The sequence below is a fragment of the Bacillus sp. ISL-39 genome, assembly GCF_018613295.1.
Lineage (GTDB): Bacteria > Bacillota > Bacilli > Bacillales > Cytobacillaceae > Mesobacillus.
Genome location: NZ_JAGGQM010000020.1, coordinates 33,620 through 49,561 on the forward strand (window position 1 = coordinate 33,620; position 15,942 = coordinate 49,561).

At 42.8% G+C, this 15,942-nt stretch carries 14 protein-coding genes and 1 riboswitch; of the genes, 6 read left to right on the plus strand and 8 right to left on the minus strand.

Features of this window, described 5'->3' with window-relative positions; translation table 11 throughout:
* Positions 1 to 147 precede the first annotated feature (147 nt).
* Positions 148 to 327: riboswitch (cobalamin riboswitch) on the minus strand.
* 258 nt (positions 328 to 585) lie between these two features.
* Complete coding sequence (locus J7E37_RS15390; protein ID WP_214779447.1) at positions 586 to 1,362, minus strand: hypothetical protein; 777 nt, start codon at positions 1,360 to 1,362, stop codon at positions 586 to 588.
* Between the two features lie 479 nt (positions 1,363 to 1,841).
* Here J7E37_RS15390 and J7E37_RS15395 point away from each other — a divergent pair, with 479 nt between their 5' ends.
* Both J7E37_RS15395 and J7E37_RS15400 read left to right on the plus strand, forming a co-directional pair.
* Positions 1,842 to 3,029 carry an FtsW/RodA/SpoVE family cell cycle protein gene (locus tag J7E37_RS15395; RefSeq protein ID WP_214779449.1) on the plus strand — a complete coding sequence of 396 codons (1,188 nt, stop codon included), beginning with the start codon at positions 1,842 to 1,844 and terminating at the stop codon, positions 3,027 to 3,029.
* On the plus strand, positions 3,026 to 3,883 hold the full coding sequence (locus tag J7E37_RS15400) for a GNAT family N-acetyltransferase (protein ID WP_214779451.1): 858 nt from the start codon (positions 3,026 to 3,028) through the stop codon (positions 3,881 to 3,883). Before J7E37_RS15395 ends, J7E37_RS15400 begins: the two co-directional genes overlap by 4 nt.
* A 21-nt stretch (positions 3,884 to 3,904) precedes the next feature.
* Here the strand turns inward: J7E37_RS15400 and J7E37_RS15405 are convergent, their stop codons facing one another.
* Positions 3,905 to 4,768 (minus strand): sulfite exporter TauE/SafE family protein, encoded by an 864-nt coding sequence (locus J7E37_RS15405; protein WP_214779453.1) that lies wholly within the window; start codon positions 4,766 to 4,768, stop codon positions 3,905 to 3,907.
* 229 nt (positions 4,769 to 4,997) lie between these two features.
* Between J7E37_RS15405 and J7E37_RS15410 the strand changes: the two genes are divergently transcribed.
* Positions 4,998 to 5,576, plus strand: coding sequence for a YqaA family protein (locus tag J7E37_RS15410; protein ID WP_214779455.1), 579 nt, complete (start codon positions 4,998 to 5,000; stop codon positions 5,574 to 5,576).
* A gap of 161 nt (positions 5,577 to 5,737) precedes the next feature.
* Here the strand turns inward: J7E37_RS15410 and J7E37_RS15415 are convergent, their stop codons facing one another.
* Positions 5,738 to 6,763: a hypothetical protein gene (locus J7E37_RS15415; RefSeq protein WP_215024851.1), complete on the minus strand. Its 1,026-nt coding sequence runs from the start codon at positions 6,761 to 6,763 to the stop codon at positions 5,738 to 5,740.
* Positions 6,747 to 7,298: a sigma-70 family RNA polymerase sigma factor gene (locus J7E37_RS15420; protein WP_215024854.1), complete on the minus strand. Its 552-nt coding sequence runs from the start codon at positions 7,296 to 7,298 to the stop codon at positions 6,747 to 6,749. The genes J7E37_RS15415 and J7E37_RS15420 overlap by 17 nt, the downstream gene beginning before the upstream one ends.
* Before the next feature lie 375 nt (positions 7,299 to 7,673).
* On the opposite strand from J7E37_RS15420, the gene J7E37_RS15425 reads away from it, so the two are divergent.
* Positions 7,674 to 9,365 carry a mechanosensitive ion channel gene (locus J7E37_RS15425; RefSeq protein WP_215024857.1) on the plus strand — a complete coding sequence of 564 codons (1,692 nt, stop codon included), beginning with the start codon at positions 7,674 to 7,676 and terminating at the stop codon, positions 9,363 to 9,365.
* Between the two features lie 505 nt (positions 9,366 to 9,870).
* Here the strand turns inward: J7E37_RS15425 and J7E37_RS15430 are convergent.
* The 4 genes from J7E37_RS15430 to J7E37_RS15445 all read right to left on the minus strand — a co-directional run bounded on the left by J7E37_RS15430 (position 9,871) and on the right by J7E37_RS15445 (position 14,024).
* On the minus strand, positions 9,871 to 10,512 hold the full coding sequence (locus J7E37_RS15430) for an L-fuculose-phosphate aldolase (RefSeq protein ID WP_214779463.1): 642 nt from the start codon (positions 10,510 to 10,512) through the stop codon (positions 9,871 to 9,873).
* 46 nt (positions 10,513 to 10,558) lie between these two features.
* Positions 10,559 to 11,779: an S-methyl-5-thioribose kinase gene (gene mtnK / locus J7E37_RS15435; RefSeq protein ID WP_215024860.1), complete on the minus strand. Its 1,221-nt coding sequence runs from the start codon at positions 11,777 to 11,779 to the stop codon at positions 10,559 to 10,561.
* 409 nt (positions 11,780 to 12,188) lie between these two features.
* Complete coding sequence (locus tag J7E37_RS15440; protein ID WP_215024863.1) at positions 12,189 to 13,424, minus strand: ATP-binding protein; 1,236 nt, start codon at positions 13,422 to 13,424, stop codon at positions 12,189 to 12,191.
* Positions 13,425 to 13,823: 399 nt separating this feature from the next.
* Positions 13,824 to 14,024 (minus strand): cold-shock protein, encoded by a 201-nt coding sequence (locus J7E37_RS15445; RefSeq protein WP_023626356.1) that lies wholly within the window; start codon positions 14,022 to 14,024, stop codon positions 13,824 to 13,826.
* Between the two features lie 271 nt (positions 14,025 to 14,295).
* On the opposite strand from J7E37_RS15445, the gene J7E37_RS15450 reads away from it, so the two are divergent.
* A complete protein-coding gene (locus J7E37_RS15450) occupies positions 14,296 to 14,469 on the plus strand; it encodes a hypothetical protein (protein ID WP_192472923.1) in 174 nt (57 codons plus the stop codon).
* Positions 14,470 to 14,769: 300 nt separating this feature from the next.
* Positions 14,770 to 15,834: a M14 family zinc carboxypeptidase gene (locus tag J7E37_RS15455; RefSeq protein ID WP_215024866.1), complete on the plus strand. Its 1,065-nt coding sequence runs from the start codon at positions 14,770 to 14,772 to the stop codon at positions 15,832 to 15,834.
* Positions 15,835 to 15,942: the final 108 nt, after the last annotated feature.

Here is a 15,942-nt window from a genome sequence, read left to right on the forward strand (position 1 = left end):
TTTCGATTAACTTTGTTAAGTATGGCTTTAACACAGCCAAAACACAAAAAAACATCTCCACCTGAAGGGGAGATGTCCGAGTAAGCAAATGTTTTTATCATCATAAAAGACATAGAGCTTGTCGGCACCTCCCTATCCTCGTAAGTTTGTTGGTGCAATGGACAGGCAGGTCTCCTGGCTCATGGTCAATGCTCGCTGCGCCTTCCCATACATTTGTACAGTGGCAGTTGCAGCTTGCTCTCATTTACAGTGGCGGGACCGCGTTGGATTTTCACCAACTTCCCTATTAAGTCTCTTTTAAAAGACACCTGTTCATTTCGATATGTAATTTTCCGCTACATCCAATTATACACGATTTGCCAAAAACCGCTTCAAAATTTTTGCTTTTTCGACTTTATTGGGGGCTCTTTACTCAAACTTTGCTGCTATTGACTACAAAATAGGATGGAATGACCTATGTTTCTTCGCAAAGTTGACTCTTTTTATGAGAAATGAGCATGCAACTTAATACCGACCTGCAAAATGGCTTTATATTACGTTAAAATCAGCTTTAGGATTTTAACAACAATCTTTCCGAAAACAGCTTTATTGGGCAAACAAGCTCCATTCTTTCGCTTTTTTATCGAAGACAATCCTGCCATCCGGATTGCTGCGGCTTGCTTTCTTATATTCATCATGCATGTCATCCATGTTGGCAAAATCCCCGATGACCCAGATTGGTATTTCAATTCTGTTGCGGTTTTGCTGGATGTTCTTCAGCGAAAAAACCGCCCCTTCCTTCAAGGCTGGTATCAATGATTTCAGGATTTCCTTGCTGACAAAAGGATAGGATTTCTTTTTCCGGATTCCGAGCAGCGTTTTTTCCGGCTTCATTTCCCCCAGTTTTCCTGACAGGACATAGCCAAGCATGCGGAAAAAGTCATTGAGATTTCGGTAATAGGTTTTGTTATACCAGCCATCTTCAGTGGACAGAAACACAAAACGATTATTAAGCTGATTATAGAAGGGCAGTTTCAAATGGTGCTTAATATGCCCTAGATATAGAAGCTCAGCGATCTCCTGGGCAGACAGCACATTCAGTGCTTCCACTTCCTCAAAATCGATCCAGCAAAAATCCCCGAATGCATGGACATTGGCTCCAACCAGTTTTTCGACGCTGTCCTCAGGTACATACTCAAATAAAGTATGTCTGTTGAACTCACCATCTTCATAGCGATGCTTCAACAGCAGCAGATGGTTGAGCGAATCAGACAATGATCTGGCGAATTCATGGAATTCAATCCCATGTGAGAGCACATACTGGTCTCGTTCGTTCATATGGACATATAGTAAATCCCTGCTGTAAGGATGGTTCTTTTTCAAAGGCAAAACCTCCTGGAAAAATTCTCAGCTGCAAAATTGCCAGCGGCTCCGTACAAAATAACACTTCTTCCATTCTAACAAAAACGGCAGAAAATATCTTATTCTGACTCTTCAAAAACATAATTATTATCTGCCTCTCCCGTAAAAGAATCCCCGCCAAAAAAGAAACTATTCTTCCTTACTATTCGTCTATTATTTAGGCTCTTTTCTCAAACTTTGTTGCTATTGACTACAAAATAGGATTGAGTTACCTAAGTCTCTTCACAAAATTAACGCTTAATATGAGAAAAGAGCTTACAAACTTAGTACCGACTTACAAAATGCCTTTTATCACGTTAAAGTCGGCTTTAGGATTTTAACTATAATCTTTACGAAAACAGCCATTATTTACAGGAAAATGTTACCTCATCAGGGATTGTAAGGATATTTCATCTCTGCTAGCATAGTATTGTAGAAACGTATCGGACAGGGTGTGGCAAATGGAGAAGCCTCTAAAAAAAATTGATCGTTTTGACTGGACATTGACGCTCCTTTTACTGTTGTTCTTTTTGACTAGCTGCTTCGCGATTTACAGCGCCCAGAGAACAGGCCAATATGTTGGACAGAACTTTTTATATAAACAAATCTTCTGGTATGTCGTTGGGTCGGGGATCATCGGTGTTGTGATGATGTTCGACAGCGAACAGTACCGCAAGCTTAGCTGGTATTTGTACGGTTTTGGAGTCTTCCTGCTCATCTTCCTGTTTTTCGCTCCTGCCAGCATAGCAGAGGAAAGGAATGGCGCAAAAAGCTGGTTTTTCATCGAACCATTCGGTTCGATCCAGCCTTCGGAATTCATGAAAGTCTTTCTGATTCTTGCCTTGAGCAGCACGATCTATGCCCACCATAAGAAACATTCGATCAAGACTCTTCAAACTGACTTCCTGCTTTTCATCAAGCTTGGCTTCATAACCGCCATGCCACTTGGAATGATCATGCTTCAGCCCGACCTGGGCACCTCTCTAGTCGTGCTTGCGATTTTCACCGGGATCATCCTGGTGTCAGGCATCACTTGGAAGATCATCCTTCCGCTCTATGGCAGTGGAGCTGCACTAGGTGCCGGTATCCTGTATCTTGTCATCTGGAAACCAGAAATCCTGAAAAAATACCTGGGGGTAAAAACCTATCAGTTCGGGCGCATTTATGCGTGGCTTGACCCTGAGAGCTACCCCGAATATGGGTACCATCTATTAAAATCACTCAGTGCCATTGGTTCCGGCATGCTTACCGGGAAAGGCCTGAATGGGAGCGAAGTCTATATACCTGAAAGCCATACGGACTTCATTTTCAGTGTCATCGGTGAGGAATTCGGCTTTGTGGGCGGCAGCTTTGTCATCGGCCTGTACTTCCTGCTAATCTACCATTTGACAAAAACGGCACTAGATACGAACGACCCTTTCAATACCTACATCAGCGCGGGAGTCATCAGCATGATCACCTTTCACGTCTTCCAGAATATCGGGATGACGATCCAGCTGCTGCCGATTACCGGCATCCCGCTGCCCTTCATCAGTTATGGCGGAAGCTCGCTCATGGGCAATATGCTCGCTATGGGGTTGATCTATGGAATCCGATTCCATCATAAAACGTATATGTTCGCTTCGAGAGACAGGAGTTTTGAAATATGAAGCTAGTAAGCCATTACCGCGAGAATGAAGTTTTGAGGAATAGTTTTATCCAGCTGGCCGCTGACATTTTCGGCATTGATTTTACCAGCTGGCATGAAAAGGGCTATTGGGGTAATCGATACATCCCGTTTTCCTATGCCGACGGGGACCGGATCGCGGCCAATGTATCGGTTAACGACCTCGATTTTATCATTGAAGGAAAAAGCTATAAAGCCCTGCAGATTGGCACTGTCATGACCCATCCTGAATATCGGAACAAGGGGTTGTCAGCAAGCCTGATGAATCATGTTTTGGATGCGTACGAGGGAATATATGATTTTATCTACCTGTTCGCCAATGACAGTGTGCTCGATTTTTATCCGAGATTCGGATTTGAAGAAGTTGAAGAGTATCTATATTCGACAAAGGTTTCTGCTGGGCAGAGCCCATTTGTTTTGAGAAAACTCGAGTTGGCACGCGACCTTGAATTTATCGAAAAAGCGGTTTATGGAAGATTGCCGGTTTCCCAGGCTTTTTCGACGGCAAATTCGGCCGGCATTACGATGTTTCATGTTCTGAATGTTTTTCCTGACCACCTTTACTATCATGCAGAAAAAGACTCTATTGTTATTTTCACGAAGGAAAACGGGACGATCCAATTGTATGATCTCATCAGCACAGCGCCTGTAGACATTAAAGACATTATCCCGATCTTTGGAGACACAGATGCTGTTCAATTCCACTTCACACCCGATGACAGTGATCTCCAATATCAGCGCGTTCCTTTTAAAAGAGACGGAGCATTATTTGTTAAAAAGAGACCAGGGATGGAGCTTCCTAAGTTCATTAAGCATCCATTCACCTCTGAGGCATAATTAGAAAAAAGGCTGAGCAGCTCAGCCTTTTTCCATTTTCCTGGTTGTCTTTATTTTAAGAATTGAGCGTGCAAAAAAATACACGATGAATATGCCCATGATCCACAGCCCTGTTTTATTCAGGTCAAATAGCTTCAGGACCGCTCCCGCCAGCGTGACAAGATAAAGGATTCCGAGCATCGCGTTCATTTCCCTGTTTTCAAAATAACCAGTCATTCTTGCGCCGAATGGGGAGCCGGCTAGCGTGCCAGCAATCAGCATCAGGCCAATGAAGTAATCGATCTCCGTATTGACCGCATAGGAAACGAACCCAACTGATACGATAAGCAATACCGCAAATAAACTCGTTCCGACCGCCTTTTTTGGATTGAAGCCCAGCGATGTAATGATCAGCGGAACGATGATAAAACCGCCGCCCACACCAAGCGTTGCCGAGACGAAGCCGCCGAGGAATCCAACGGCCAACAGCTTTGGCAGTGAAAAATTTGCAGGTGCAGGGATTCCCTCGTCTTTCTTTCTTCCCTGGCGGATCATTTTTACCGCAAAATAAGCAAGCAGCACAATATAGAGGAACGGAATGACGATTTCATCCCATCCCCTCGCTTCAAGGGCATACACCAGCGGCCTTGCCAGCTGCGTCGCGGCAATTCCGCTCAACCCCATCATCAACCCCTCTTTCCAGAGGATATTCTTCAGGCGGATATGGGCTGTAATTCCCGAAATGGATGTACCCACTGTAAAAAACAAACTGGTTGTGATTGCCTCAAGCGGCGAAAAGCCTAACAATAATAAAATGGGCGTCAGGATAAAGCCGCCTCCCACCCCGAAAAAACCAGAGAGGACACTGATCAGGCCGCCCAGCAGCAAATAAAGTATGTATTCCATAGACAACTTCCTCTTCCAATCGAGTTCCTTTATAGAGTACCACTTTCACCCTATAAATAAAGAGTGAGCGACCTATCTTTTTATATGGTTGACGATATAGAAAACGATGAGTTTGAAGTTATTCATCCCTCTCTGAAATAATTGGCTCTGGCAGAAGTAAAAATGGTATACTTCTAACTAGGTTTATTTTCACGACTTTACTATAACAACTTAAAGGAGATACTGCTTCATGTCTGAATGGATTCACGCGATAGAAGAATGGCTGCTTGAATTTGGTTCATGGGGATTATTCTTCGTGTCCTTCCTGGAATCATCCTTTTTCCCGATTCCTCCCGATGTTTTGATGATCCCTATGGGTATTGCCAATCCTGACAAGGCACTCTGGTATGCCTTCATCACAACAGCAGGTTCTGTACTCGGTGCCCTGCTTGGCTGGTATATCGGCAAAAGAGTCGGCCGTCCAATCTTGCGTTATTTTATAAAAGAAGAGAAAATTGTCCTGGTCGAACGCTATTTCGAAAAATACGGTGCAATGGCTATTCTGATTGCCGGTTTCACTCCTATTCCATATAAGGTCTTCACGATTTTTTCCGGAATCTCCAACGTTAGGATTCCGACGCTCATTATCTGGTCAATCATCGGCCGCGGCCTTCGTTTCTTCCTTGAAGCAGCTATCATCGTCGCACTGGGCGACAAAGCCATGCCATTCATCGAAGAAAATTTCGCGATGCTGACAATCGCCCTCGGAGTCGTTGTCATTGCTGGGTATTTAATTTACGCTTATTTGAAGAGATCGAAAAAAGCATAAACACAAATAGAAAATGCTTGAGCCTACATTAGCTTCAAGCATTTTTTTGAACTAGTTGATATTAGAGGCTGAAACAATCTAGCACAATTAGAACTCCTGATCTCAAAGGTATGATCCAATCTGTATCCTCTTGGCGACGAAGAAAAGATTATAAAGAATGATCATTCATTTATATCGTAAATTAATTGATCGAATAATTTACCATCAACATAAAGCAAAATTGCCCATTCTCCCTTTAGAGGAATTTTAACTGATGAGGGTGTATGCGCATCTGCCCCGTTATTTGGACCATAAGCACGGATTGTCCATCCCATTCCATTCGTAATTTTATGGACTGTTTTGGATTCTCTATGATATCCCACTATTGTCAAGTCCACATCCGTTACACCCCATAGATGCCACATCCACTTTTGACCATTTAGACTTGGCATGTCAGCACCTATAACCCCTGACTTATTTTCATTCCCGAGAATGCCTCTGTCACCGAACTCCACTGCTTTTCGCGACCAATCAATATTTTCAAATTCACTTATTTGAACAAAATCTGGTATATCTTCGGGTAGAGTAATAGGGGCGTCTTCTGATTTTTCAGCCACACTGACAACTACATCGCCATAGGCTTTGCCATCCAGATAAACCTCATACTTCCACAAGCCATCGTAAGGCACTTTGAATGTAATCGAGAAACGCTGCAAACTTGGGTATCCCGGCGATGGTTCTATTATTTCCTGAGCCGGTACAACTTGTATTCTTTCACCGGTTTCTTTATGAATGGCAGAAATAGAAAGATCCTTTCCTTTATATGTGTCGAAAGGTTCTGCGAAACTAAAGATATAACCATAGGGTGCTGCTGCTTTCAATTTTGGATCAGGAAATATGCTGAATTTAGTAGCTTGATTCTCCTTATAGTCATGTCGTATTTCCCACTGCTCAGGAGCAGTTGGAGCACCATTTATCATTTCATGATCCTGGTTGACCAAAAGCTCGGTAGAAACGAAGAAGGCTAATAAACAAATGGCAAAAGTGGAAATGGCGAATACAACTAGTTTATTGGGGCCTTTTTGCTTCTCAATTTTATCTTTAAGGACGGCTCTCCTGATATTCATTTTTTGGAACTCCGTAAAGTGAACACCTTTGTGGGTCGTCGAATCCATCGCGTTACGCAGCTGCTTAAGCTTGCCCTCCATTATATCCCCACCTCTCCATCATTTTTTTCAGCTTCATTCTGCCTCTGCTCAATCTGGTTTTGATCGTATTGGGGTTCACTTCTAATATTCCTGTGATTTCTTCAATCGAACATTCTTCATAATAATAAAGCGTAACCACTTCCCGATATTTAACAGGCAAAGATAATACACACAAAGAAAGAAACTCTTCTTCACTGCGCTTCAATAAATCTCTTTCTGGCGACAATTCCTTCGATGAAAAAAGAGAATACAAGCTTGAATTCATCACTACTTTTCGAAACGCCGAACTCTTCAATACATCCTTTGATTTATTAATAGCCAATCGATAAATCCATGATTTAAAGGAGATCAATTCATCAATTTTGTCATAATTTTTGTAGCATACAATGAATACATCCTGGACAATATCTTCCGCCAGCTTCCAGTCCTTCACATAGTTATAAACTAACTTTGTCAGCCGTTCACCGTACTCATTCATAATAATCTCCAGCCAGGCATCCTGATCTAATAGGCCTTCTTCCCTGATCTTTTTCACACATTTCTCACCCCAACTTCAGTTTAATGCTAAGACGAATGAGTTAGGCTTAGGTTTCACTTTTTTCATGCCTTTTTATTAAGCTCTTTTCTTAAATTTTATCACTTTCTCAAAAATGAAAACTTATAACCCAACTAATCCTTTTGGTATCTTCCTCCTCCAACCTCAATTTATCTGCGATATTGTGCAGACCTATCCTTTAACCAGCCAATGTGCTCCTCTTTGTTTATAACAACATCAATTGGGTAGATTAAAATAAGCTTGCTAGCTAACTAATGACTATTTACCGGGTTAAGGGCTGCAGCCATTCTCGTTCTTATCAATACGCATTTCGCAGCCCAACTTTAAAGTCCAATTAAATAAGGAGTGAGGAGTTTGAACAATAATTTTCACAATGGCTGGGACAGCATTCTTGGCAAGCTGCCAAATGTGCTGATTGCGCTCGCAGTCCTGCTTGTCGGATGGCTTGTCGCAAAATTAATCGAAAAAGCAGTGTACAAGGGGCTGCAGAAAACCAGCCTTGATAACAAGCTTTTTTCAAATGTAAATAATAAGAAGTATTCAGCTGAGAAAATCATCAGTAAGATCGTCTATATTTTGATTCTAGTATTTGTCTTCATCATGTTCCTGAATATCTTAGACTTATATGTGTTGACGGAGCCGCTCGTCGGAATGTTCTCAACAATTGCGGCAGCAATTCCGAACATCCTGAAAGCAGGATTGATTCTCTTATTTGCCTGGCTGATCGCTTCAGGTCTGAAATTCCTGATCCAGAAAGGCGGCAAGTCGCTCGGTGTCCATGAAAAACTGAGCAAGTACAAGCTTACCAACGACAACCAGCAGACTACAAACGCGGTAGACACAGTTGCGAATATCGTATTCTATCTGGTATTGCTGATGGCATTGCCGGCTGTATTGTCTGCACTTGACCTGCAAGGCGTTTCGGAGCCATTCGAAAACATGATTGAGGGAATCCTCTCATTCATTCCTAAACTATTTGCGGCAGCGCTGATTCTATTAGTCGGCTACTTTGTTGCAAAAATTGTCCGCGATATCCTGACCAACTTCTTGCAAAGCATTGGCACTGAAAAATTAGTCCAGCGTTTTGGGCTTTCCCGCTTGTTTGAAGGCACGAGCCTTTCACGCGTGATCGGCACGGTCGCTTTCGTACTCATTTTGATTCCGACAGTCATCGCCGCTCTTGAGCGTCTTGATGTCGATGGAATTTCCGGACCAGCAATCGCGATGCTGAATGACATCCTGACGATGATTCCGAATATCGTTGTGGCCATCATCCTTGTCATGATTGGTCTATGGCTGGGAAAATGGCTGAAAAAATTCACAGCTGATTTGTTAAGAAGAATCGGTTTCGACTCTTATTTTAGAGGCATGGGCTTGAGCAGCGCAGCAAATCGTCCAAATACATTAAGCTTATCTGATATTGTCGGCTATATCGTCCAGGTCATCGTAGTCCTTCTGTTCGTAGCCGAAGCATTGAATGTCGTAAAGCTTGATTTCTTCGTCGACCTTGCCCGTGGTGTAATTGCGTATCTTCCGCATGTCATTGCCGCAATTGTCATTCTTGGTGTCGGCCTATGGCTTGGCGGTCTTGCGAAGAAAGTACTCAGCAGCATCCTGCAGGGTGATTCTTCGAATGTATTGGCAACAGTCGCAAAATACGCGATCATCACCATCGCTGTTTTCATGGCACTCGACCAGCTTGGAGTCGCACCTGCGATCGTGAACGCAGCCTTCATCCTGACACTTGGAGGATTGGCGCTCGCTTTCGGACTGGCCTTCGGTCTTGGCGGCAAAAATTTCGCTTCCAAATACCTGACCAAGTTCGATGAAAAAATCGAAAAAACCAGCATTGACCAGGCAGCGGTCCAGCAGCAAAAAATGAAAAAGAACAACCCAGTCAACCCGAATCCTGCTGCACCGCCGAACTTGAACAATCTGAACCAGAATCCGAACCCTGGAACACCGCCAAACTTGAACAACCCGAACCAGAACAGAAACAATAACCCTATGGATCCTCATAATGGCGACAACCCGTTGAATCCATAATAAAACAAAAAGCGGAAGCGCCTTGGTCAGCCCCGACAAGCGCTGGAGGGCCGACCGGTGAAGTCGTTCTTTGACTTCATTGGACGGACCGAAGCGTCTCGAGGGGCTAGGCGCTGGAGCTGGATTAATAAAACATATATAGTCATCCATAACCAAGGATAGTTTTTAATCCTAAAGAAGAACAAAACACAGCTGCCAGTCACGGCAGCTGTGTTTTTATGTACTAGCTGAAATTATCCATAAAAAAAATCACGAGAAACACGATGAAGGCATAAAAACTAAGATGCAGCAGCACAGTAGTGAAAAATTCCTTCAGTTTGTCAAATGAAAAAGGTTCACTTTTCCTAGTCCTTGCTCTCATAGCCAGCCTGTCCCCCTCTAGTAAAACTATCCATTAAGACCAATTTTTTCTTTTAAATAATCATAGCATAATCTAGTACTTTTGTGCCCCTCTATTTTTTATTGCAGAGCCTGATAGCATAGAAAAAACCCTCTTAAAAGAGGGTCATCTCTGCCCGTAGCTCTCGAATTTTTTTGACAGGCGTTCCATTTCTTCATCAGAAAGCTCTGTTGGCTCACCAATCGCTTTTGCCTGGTAATAAATCTGGGCGCTGAATTCGATTTCCTCAGCGACCGTAAAAGCAGTTTCGATATTATGGGCACCGGCAATCATGCCATGGTTCGCCAATAGCACGGCTCTCCTATCCACCATGCCTTCAAATGCTTTTTCAGCAAGCTCCTTCGTCCCGAATGTTGCATAGGGAGCGCATCTTACATTCGGACCGGCAAACGCCACTAAATATGTGATCGGCGGGATGTCCCACCCAAGGGTCGCAATCGTTTTTGCGTATGGCGAGTGGGTGTGGACAAGTGCATTCAAGTCATCTCGGCGCTGGTAAAAAATCAAATGCATGTCCAGCTCGCTCGACGGCTTTTTGCTGCCATCGATGACTTCACCATCCAAATTTATGATCACCACATCTTCAGGCCTCGTTCCGTAATAATCAATCCCGCTCGGACTGATGGCAACCAGCTGCTTTTCCCGATTGAAAATGCTGATATTTCCACCCGTCCCTTTCGTCAGGCCGCTTGAAATGATTTTCTTGCCGTATTCTACGACTTTCATCCGTTCTTCCAGAAGCAACATATGATGCGCCTCTCTTTCTCTAAAAATCTAGATAGGGAACGTCTTATTATCGCATATTATGCCTAGAAGCTGAATCCTTTAGTACTTGTAAAAACTGCTCTCCTGTTTTGTAGTCTGCAGAATTCAGGATGAACTGCTTTGCCGCTGACAGGCAAATTCTCTCCGCTGTAACACGCTGCTTTTCATCAGCAATCGTCGTCAAATCCTTCACCTTTGCCAACCCTGCAATACGTCGTGTCATCTCCATTCCGGTTACGGACGCTGTATCCTGAAGGACAGAATCCAGATACCAGCGGTCGAAGCCCTGCTCCTTTGCCATGACGTCTGTGACATTGTCCTTCCAGCTAGCCAGGAATTTTTCCGCAAAAAGGTTCACCGTATCTTTAATCGTTTCCTCAAGCCAGGAAACATACTTCTTATCAGCGTTTGTTACATATGCACGCGACCAGGCGAACATCAGGTTGGCCACTACGTTTCCAGCGTCATAGCCCATTGGTCCGTAAAACGCGAATTCAGGATCGATCACTTTTGTAGAATCTTCTTTTACAAAAACAGAACCTGAATGCAAATCACCATGCACAAGGGCCTGGGCATTGGTCATGAAAGCAAATTTCAGCTTTGCAGCTTCAAATCGCAATTTATCATCGCCATATATATTCTCTTCAATCCATTCCTTATTGGCCGGGAACAGATCATTTCGGCTGTTATGGTCCGTAAAAGGTTCAGAGTATACAAGGTCCTCGGAAATTTCACACAATTCAGGGTTGATATAGTCCTGGACAAGCGCCTTCTTCGCCTTATGCTCCATGACCACATCCGATGTCAGCAGAAGCGTATTGACCATGAAAGTCGTCAGGTCATCCGCAAGCTTCGGGAAAATACGGCCTTCATTAAGCGCTGTACGCAGGATTGTATGATCAGAAAGATCCTCCATCACACAGCAGTTCATTACATCATCAAATAGGTATACATCAGGAACCAATCCTGGTGCCAGCTCACCCTCAAGCTGAAGCACATTGGACTCAATCCTGATCCGGTTTGTAGACAGCTTGAACTCATCGGAAATCCTCGCTGTATCACCAGCCTGCTTCACAATCAAAGATTTACCCGATTTCCTATCAATGACACGAAAAACATAATTCAGATTGCCATCCCCAATTTCCTTACAGCTCAATTCAGCATCTTTATCAAAAAAATCGGTCTTTTCCTTCACATATGAAATGACCTCATCAGCGTTCATCAAAAAATAAGTATTAAAATCAGACATGTAGTCCTTCCCCTTTCCCGCGAAAACAATTATGAAAATCTTTTAAAAATTATTATAGCTTAACAGTGTATTTCGACGCACTAAAAAATACTTCCAACAGAGAAATGCGGAGGCGACTGCCAACTCCGGCAACAAAGTTTGCGAAAAGGCCCATTCTAAAAGAAGAAGGCTACTCGCCTTCTTTTTCAGATACAATTTCTTATACTGGACTCCACTTGTCAGATAGATCTCTTCTATCGGACACTTTCTTCCTCTTTTGTCTTCCGTTTGGCCGATAGAGCCCTTCTATCGGACACTTTCTCTCGCTTTTGCCTTCCGTTTGGCCGATAGAGCCCTCCTATCGGACACTTTCTCTCGCTTTTGCCTTCCGTTTGGCCGATAGAGCCCTTCTTTACGGATATATTCTCAGTTACTCGCATGGCAGCAAGATCGTAAATGTGGTGCCTTTTCCTTCTTTACTTTCGACATTGATTTTTCCTCTCATCCTCTGGATGATATCAAAGGAAATCATCATTCCGAGACCTGTACCTTTTTCCTTTGTCGAGTAGTAAGGGTGGCCGAGTCTGCCGAGCTGTTCTTTATTCATGCCTACGCCCTCATCACGGAATTGGATTCTTACATTTTCCCTGTCCACCTTGGCGATGATGTAGATGCTTCCACCTGCGGGCATTGCTTCAATGCCATTTTTCAGGATATTGATAAAAACCTGCCTGATTTCATGGGCATCGCCTTTGATACAAAGGTCCTTATCAATCGCCGCTACCAATTCTGTATTGGCAAGATGGGAATAGGATCTCATGAAATCAATCGTTTCTTTTAAGAGTTCACTTAGATTTATTTTTGCCATGGTGCCTGTATTTGGTTTGGCCAAAGATAAAAAATTGTCAATGATTGTCTGGGTACGATCAAGCTCTTGAAGTGAAATTGAGATAAAGAGATTCTGGTTGTCATTCAAATTCCTTTCCCCTTGAAGGACTTGCATGAATCCTCTGATTGTCGTCATTGGATTGCGAATCTCATGGGCAACCGATGCAGCCAGCTGGCTGATGGCTGAGAATTTCTCAGCCTTGTGAAGCTCATGCATCAATTTCCGCTGTAAATTGGTCATTTCAATGATATAAATGGATACCGATAGCGCAACGAAAGATACGATTGAAAATACAAGCAAATACAGGTAATCCCCCGCATGGCCGGCGTTAACCATTGCCGTAAGTCTTGTCGTTGTGATTAGGCCATAAACAAAGAGGCCAAGCGCGATTTTTTTGTTAACAGTTGTACTTTTATATACTCTTTCAATCGAAAAAAATAAAATCAATATGACGATATAATTCACGGACGTGACGGCAAGCTTGTCAATCCCAACAAACCCCTGCAATAACAACAGGACAGCCACAAGCAAAAAGCTATCCGTCCTGCTTAGATAAAAAAAGGCAATGAAAACAGGGATCAGCTTCAAGTCGAATTCCAACCCGCCATGAAATCTTACAGGCAATGCCATGGTCATCAACAGTGCTGCTAAAATCGCCATTTTAAAGACTTGCTTCTTATATACCGAACGTTTTTGCATCCATAGAAAGTTATACATGAAACCGAGTGATAATATAATTGAAAAATGCAGAATCAAATCTTTTACAAACTCTACCATTGCATCCCCCGGGAATTTCCATTTTATGAATATATACCTATATGGTTATTATCTACTCCCTGTATGGATACTTCAATGGAAAATTCAGATTTTTCTACAAAACTATATCATTTTATCAAACAATAAAGGGTGTTATCGGCATTTTCAGTTTATTTCTAAGGAGACTCTATTTGATTTGGATTAGTACCCTACTTTTGATCGTGCAGGCAACAAAGTTTATGAACAGAAAAAAATTTTAACAGCGGCTGGAAAAGGTATGCTATAATAAAAACAACCATTGCTTTACCGCATTAAACCCCACTCATTATGAGCGGGGTTTTTTTACTGATTTTTTTATTCCTGGACATAAAAAAACAAGCTCTGATGACTCAGAGCTTGTTTGTATGGGCTAATCCGTTATTATAGTTTTGTAACGTTAGCTGCTTGTGGTCCACGAGCACCTTGCTCAACGTCGAAAGAAACTTCTTGGCCTTCTTCAAGAGTCTTGAAGCCTTCGCCTTGGATAGCTGAGAAGTGTACGAATACGTCTTCTCCACCTTCGCGCTCGATGAATCCGAAACCTTTTTCTGCGTTAAACCATTTTACTTTACCGTTTTCCATTTTTGTTGCCTCCTAGTGTGATATCCACACAATTTGTTACTATTCTTGTCTCAGTGATATCTAGGCGAATCAAGCAGTGCATGTTCTTTCCTTACATACCGAACAAAAATAATTCTTCCTAAGAATAACAGAATTATAAGGATAGTGCAAGTATTAAGGAATTTTCCAAAAATAGGGTTTTATAAATAAACGTACTAAAGACCATAATGGAATAACAATAGTGAGCCAGAAAATGTGGTATAATGAAGGGAACATGAAAGGGCGTGGGTAATTGAAGAGCGCAAGCAACCTTTACAAAACAGGTCAAATGGTCAATATTAAAGAATCCGGTGAAACAGTGACAATCATGAAATCCCAATATGTGAAAAACATGAAAAGATATTCATACACTGTAAAAGAATATCCGAGCACCTTTTATTTTGAGGAAGAACTGACGAAAATCTAGAAGCTGGGATTCCTGGCTTTTTTCTTTGTTTTTCTTTTCCGCTCCAGCGTCAAATTTAAATTAGAAAGATCCCACCAAAGCGTGCGCCGTTTAGCACGCTTTTTTATTTCCCCTTCCAATCCTCCTTGCTCATTAATTACTTTTTTCCTATATAACCCAACTTTCCAAAGATTAAACTCGATCCAAACTACTTATTTAGGATCCCGAAATTTGTCTATAAAATGGGCATCTTACTCTATTAATTGTTTTTACAATATTCCGTAAAATAGAGGGGAATCCAGAATAATAGGAGGAATGACAATGACATTGAAAAAGAAGGTATTATCCGTATCTTTATCAAGCATGATGGCATTTGGCGCGGTGACGGCGGTAGCCCTGCCTGCAGGTGCAGTCGGGAATGGACCGAGTGCCGGAAATGGATCCGTACAAACATCGATTTTGCATACATATGAAAGTTTAGTAGATTATCTAAAGACTCAGGATGCCAAACAAGAGGCAATGGAGCTCGAAGTCATTGGCCAGACAGTCAAGGGCCGCGATATTCACATGGCAAAGTATATTTCAAACCCGGAAAATCCAACGATATTGTTCCTCACGCAGCAGCATGGAAACGAGCAGCTGACAACTGAGGGTGCGCTTGAGTTCATCAAGCATTTAGGCACTGGTAAAACTAGTGATGTACTTGATAATGTGAACATCCTTGTAATTCCGATGCTGAACGCTGACGGAGCAATGGGCGATGTCGACTTCTCGCTTGAAGATTACCATGCTGATGGCAACCGTCACCTGACACGTTACAATGCGAACGAGGTTGACCTTAACCGTGAGCATGCCAAGCAAACGAGCGAGATGGAACCAGAGGCCCGCGCGCTTCACGAGAATGTTTTTGCCAAATATGATATCGATTACATGATCGATCTTCATCACCAGGGCACTCTCAGTGAAACAGATGGTGAACTTGTTTCTGGATCGATTCTTTATCCTACAAATGAAAATGTGAAGCCAGATGTGCTTGAAGGCTCAAAGAAGCTTGGTGCAGTCGTATACAATGCGCTTGAGGATACCGGCTGGGGTCATATTGGCAAATATCGCGGCGGTACCGGTGAGAACATTGGCCGTAACGGAGCGGCTGTCCGCTATGACATCTCGACTCTATTATTCGAAATGCGCGGCATGTCCGATCATTATTACGAGCCATATGCGCTAGGCCAGAAGAGCAACGGCTATCTGATCAAGCAGACCATTACTACTTTGGATGCGGCCGTCAGAGCCATTGCAGATGACTCTATCGAAACAATGGATACTAGCTTCTGGGATACCCTTCCTTACCAGACAAACAGACAGAGTGAAGAAGCCGACGAATAGAATTTTGACAGTGTGATTCCCCGGCGGATCACACTGTTTTATTTTCGTTGATTTTAAGAACACGACATTTATCGTATATAAGTGCCAACAGGTATTACGTAAGATTAA

Coding starts and splice junctions, on each gene's coding strand:
- J7E37_RS15395 (WP_214779449.1), top strand. CDS start 1,842: ATGGAGAAGCCTCTAAAAAAAATTGATCGTTTTGACTGGACATTGACG.
- J7E37_RS15400 (WP_214779451.1), top strand. CDS start 3,026: ATGAAGCTAGTAAGCCATTACCGCGAGAATGAAGTTTTGAGGAATAGT.
- J7E37_RS15405 (WP_214779453.1), bottom strand. CDS start 4,768: ATGGAATACATACTTTATTTGCTGCTGGGCGGCCTGATCAGTGTCCTC.
- J7E37_RS15410 (WP_214779455.1), top strand. CDS start 4,998: ATGTCTGAATGGATTCACGCGATAGAAGAATGGCTGCTTGAATTTGGT.
- J7E37_RS15415 (WP_215024851.1), bottom strand. CDS start 6,763: ATGGAGGGCAAGCTTAAGCAGCTGCGTAACGCGATGGATTCGACGACC.
- J7E37_RS15430 (WP_214779463.1), bottom strand. CDS start 10,512: ATGTTGCTTCTGGAAGAACGGATGAAAGTCGTAGAATACGGCAAGAAA.
- mtnK (WP_215024860.1), bottom strand. CDS start 11,779: ATGTCTGATTTTAATACTTATTTTTTGATGAACGCTGATGAGGTCATT.
- J7E37_RS15440 (WP_215024863.1), bottom strand. CDS start 13,424: ATGGTAGAGTTTGTAAAAGATTTGATTCTGCATTTTTCAATTATATTA.
- J7E37_RS15445 (WP_023626356.1), bottom strand. CDS start 14,024: ATGGAAAACGGTAAAGTAAAATGGTTTAACGCAGAAAAAGGTTTCGGA.
- J7E37_RS15455 (WP_215024866.1), top strand. CDS start 14,770: ATGACATTGAAAAAGAAGGTATTATCCGTATCTTTATCAAGCATGATG.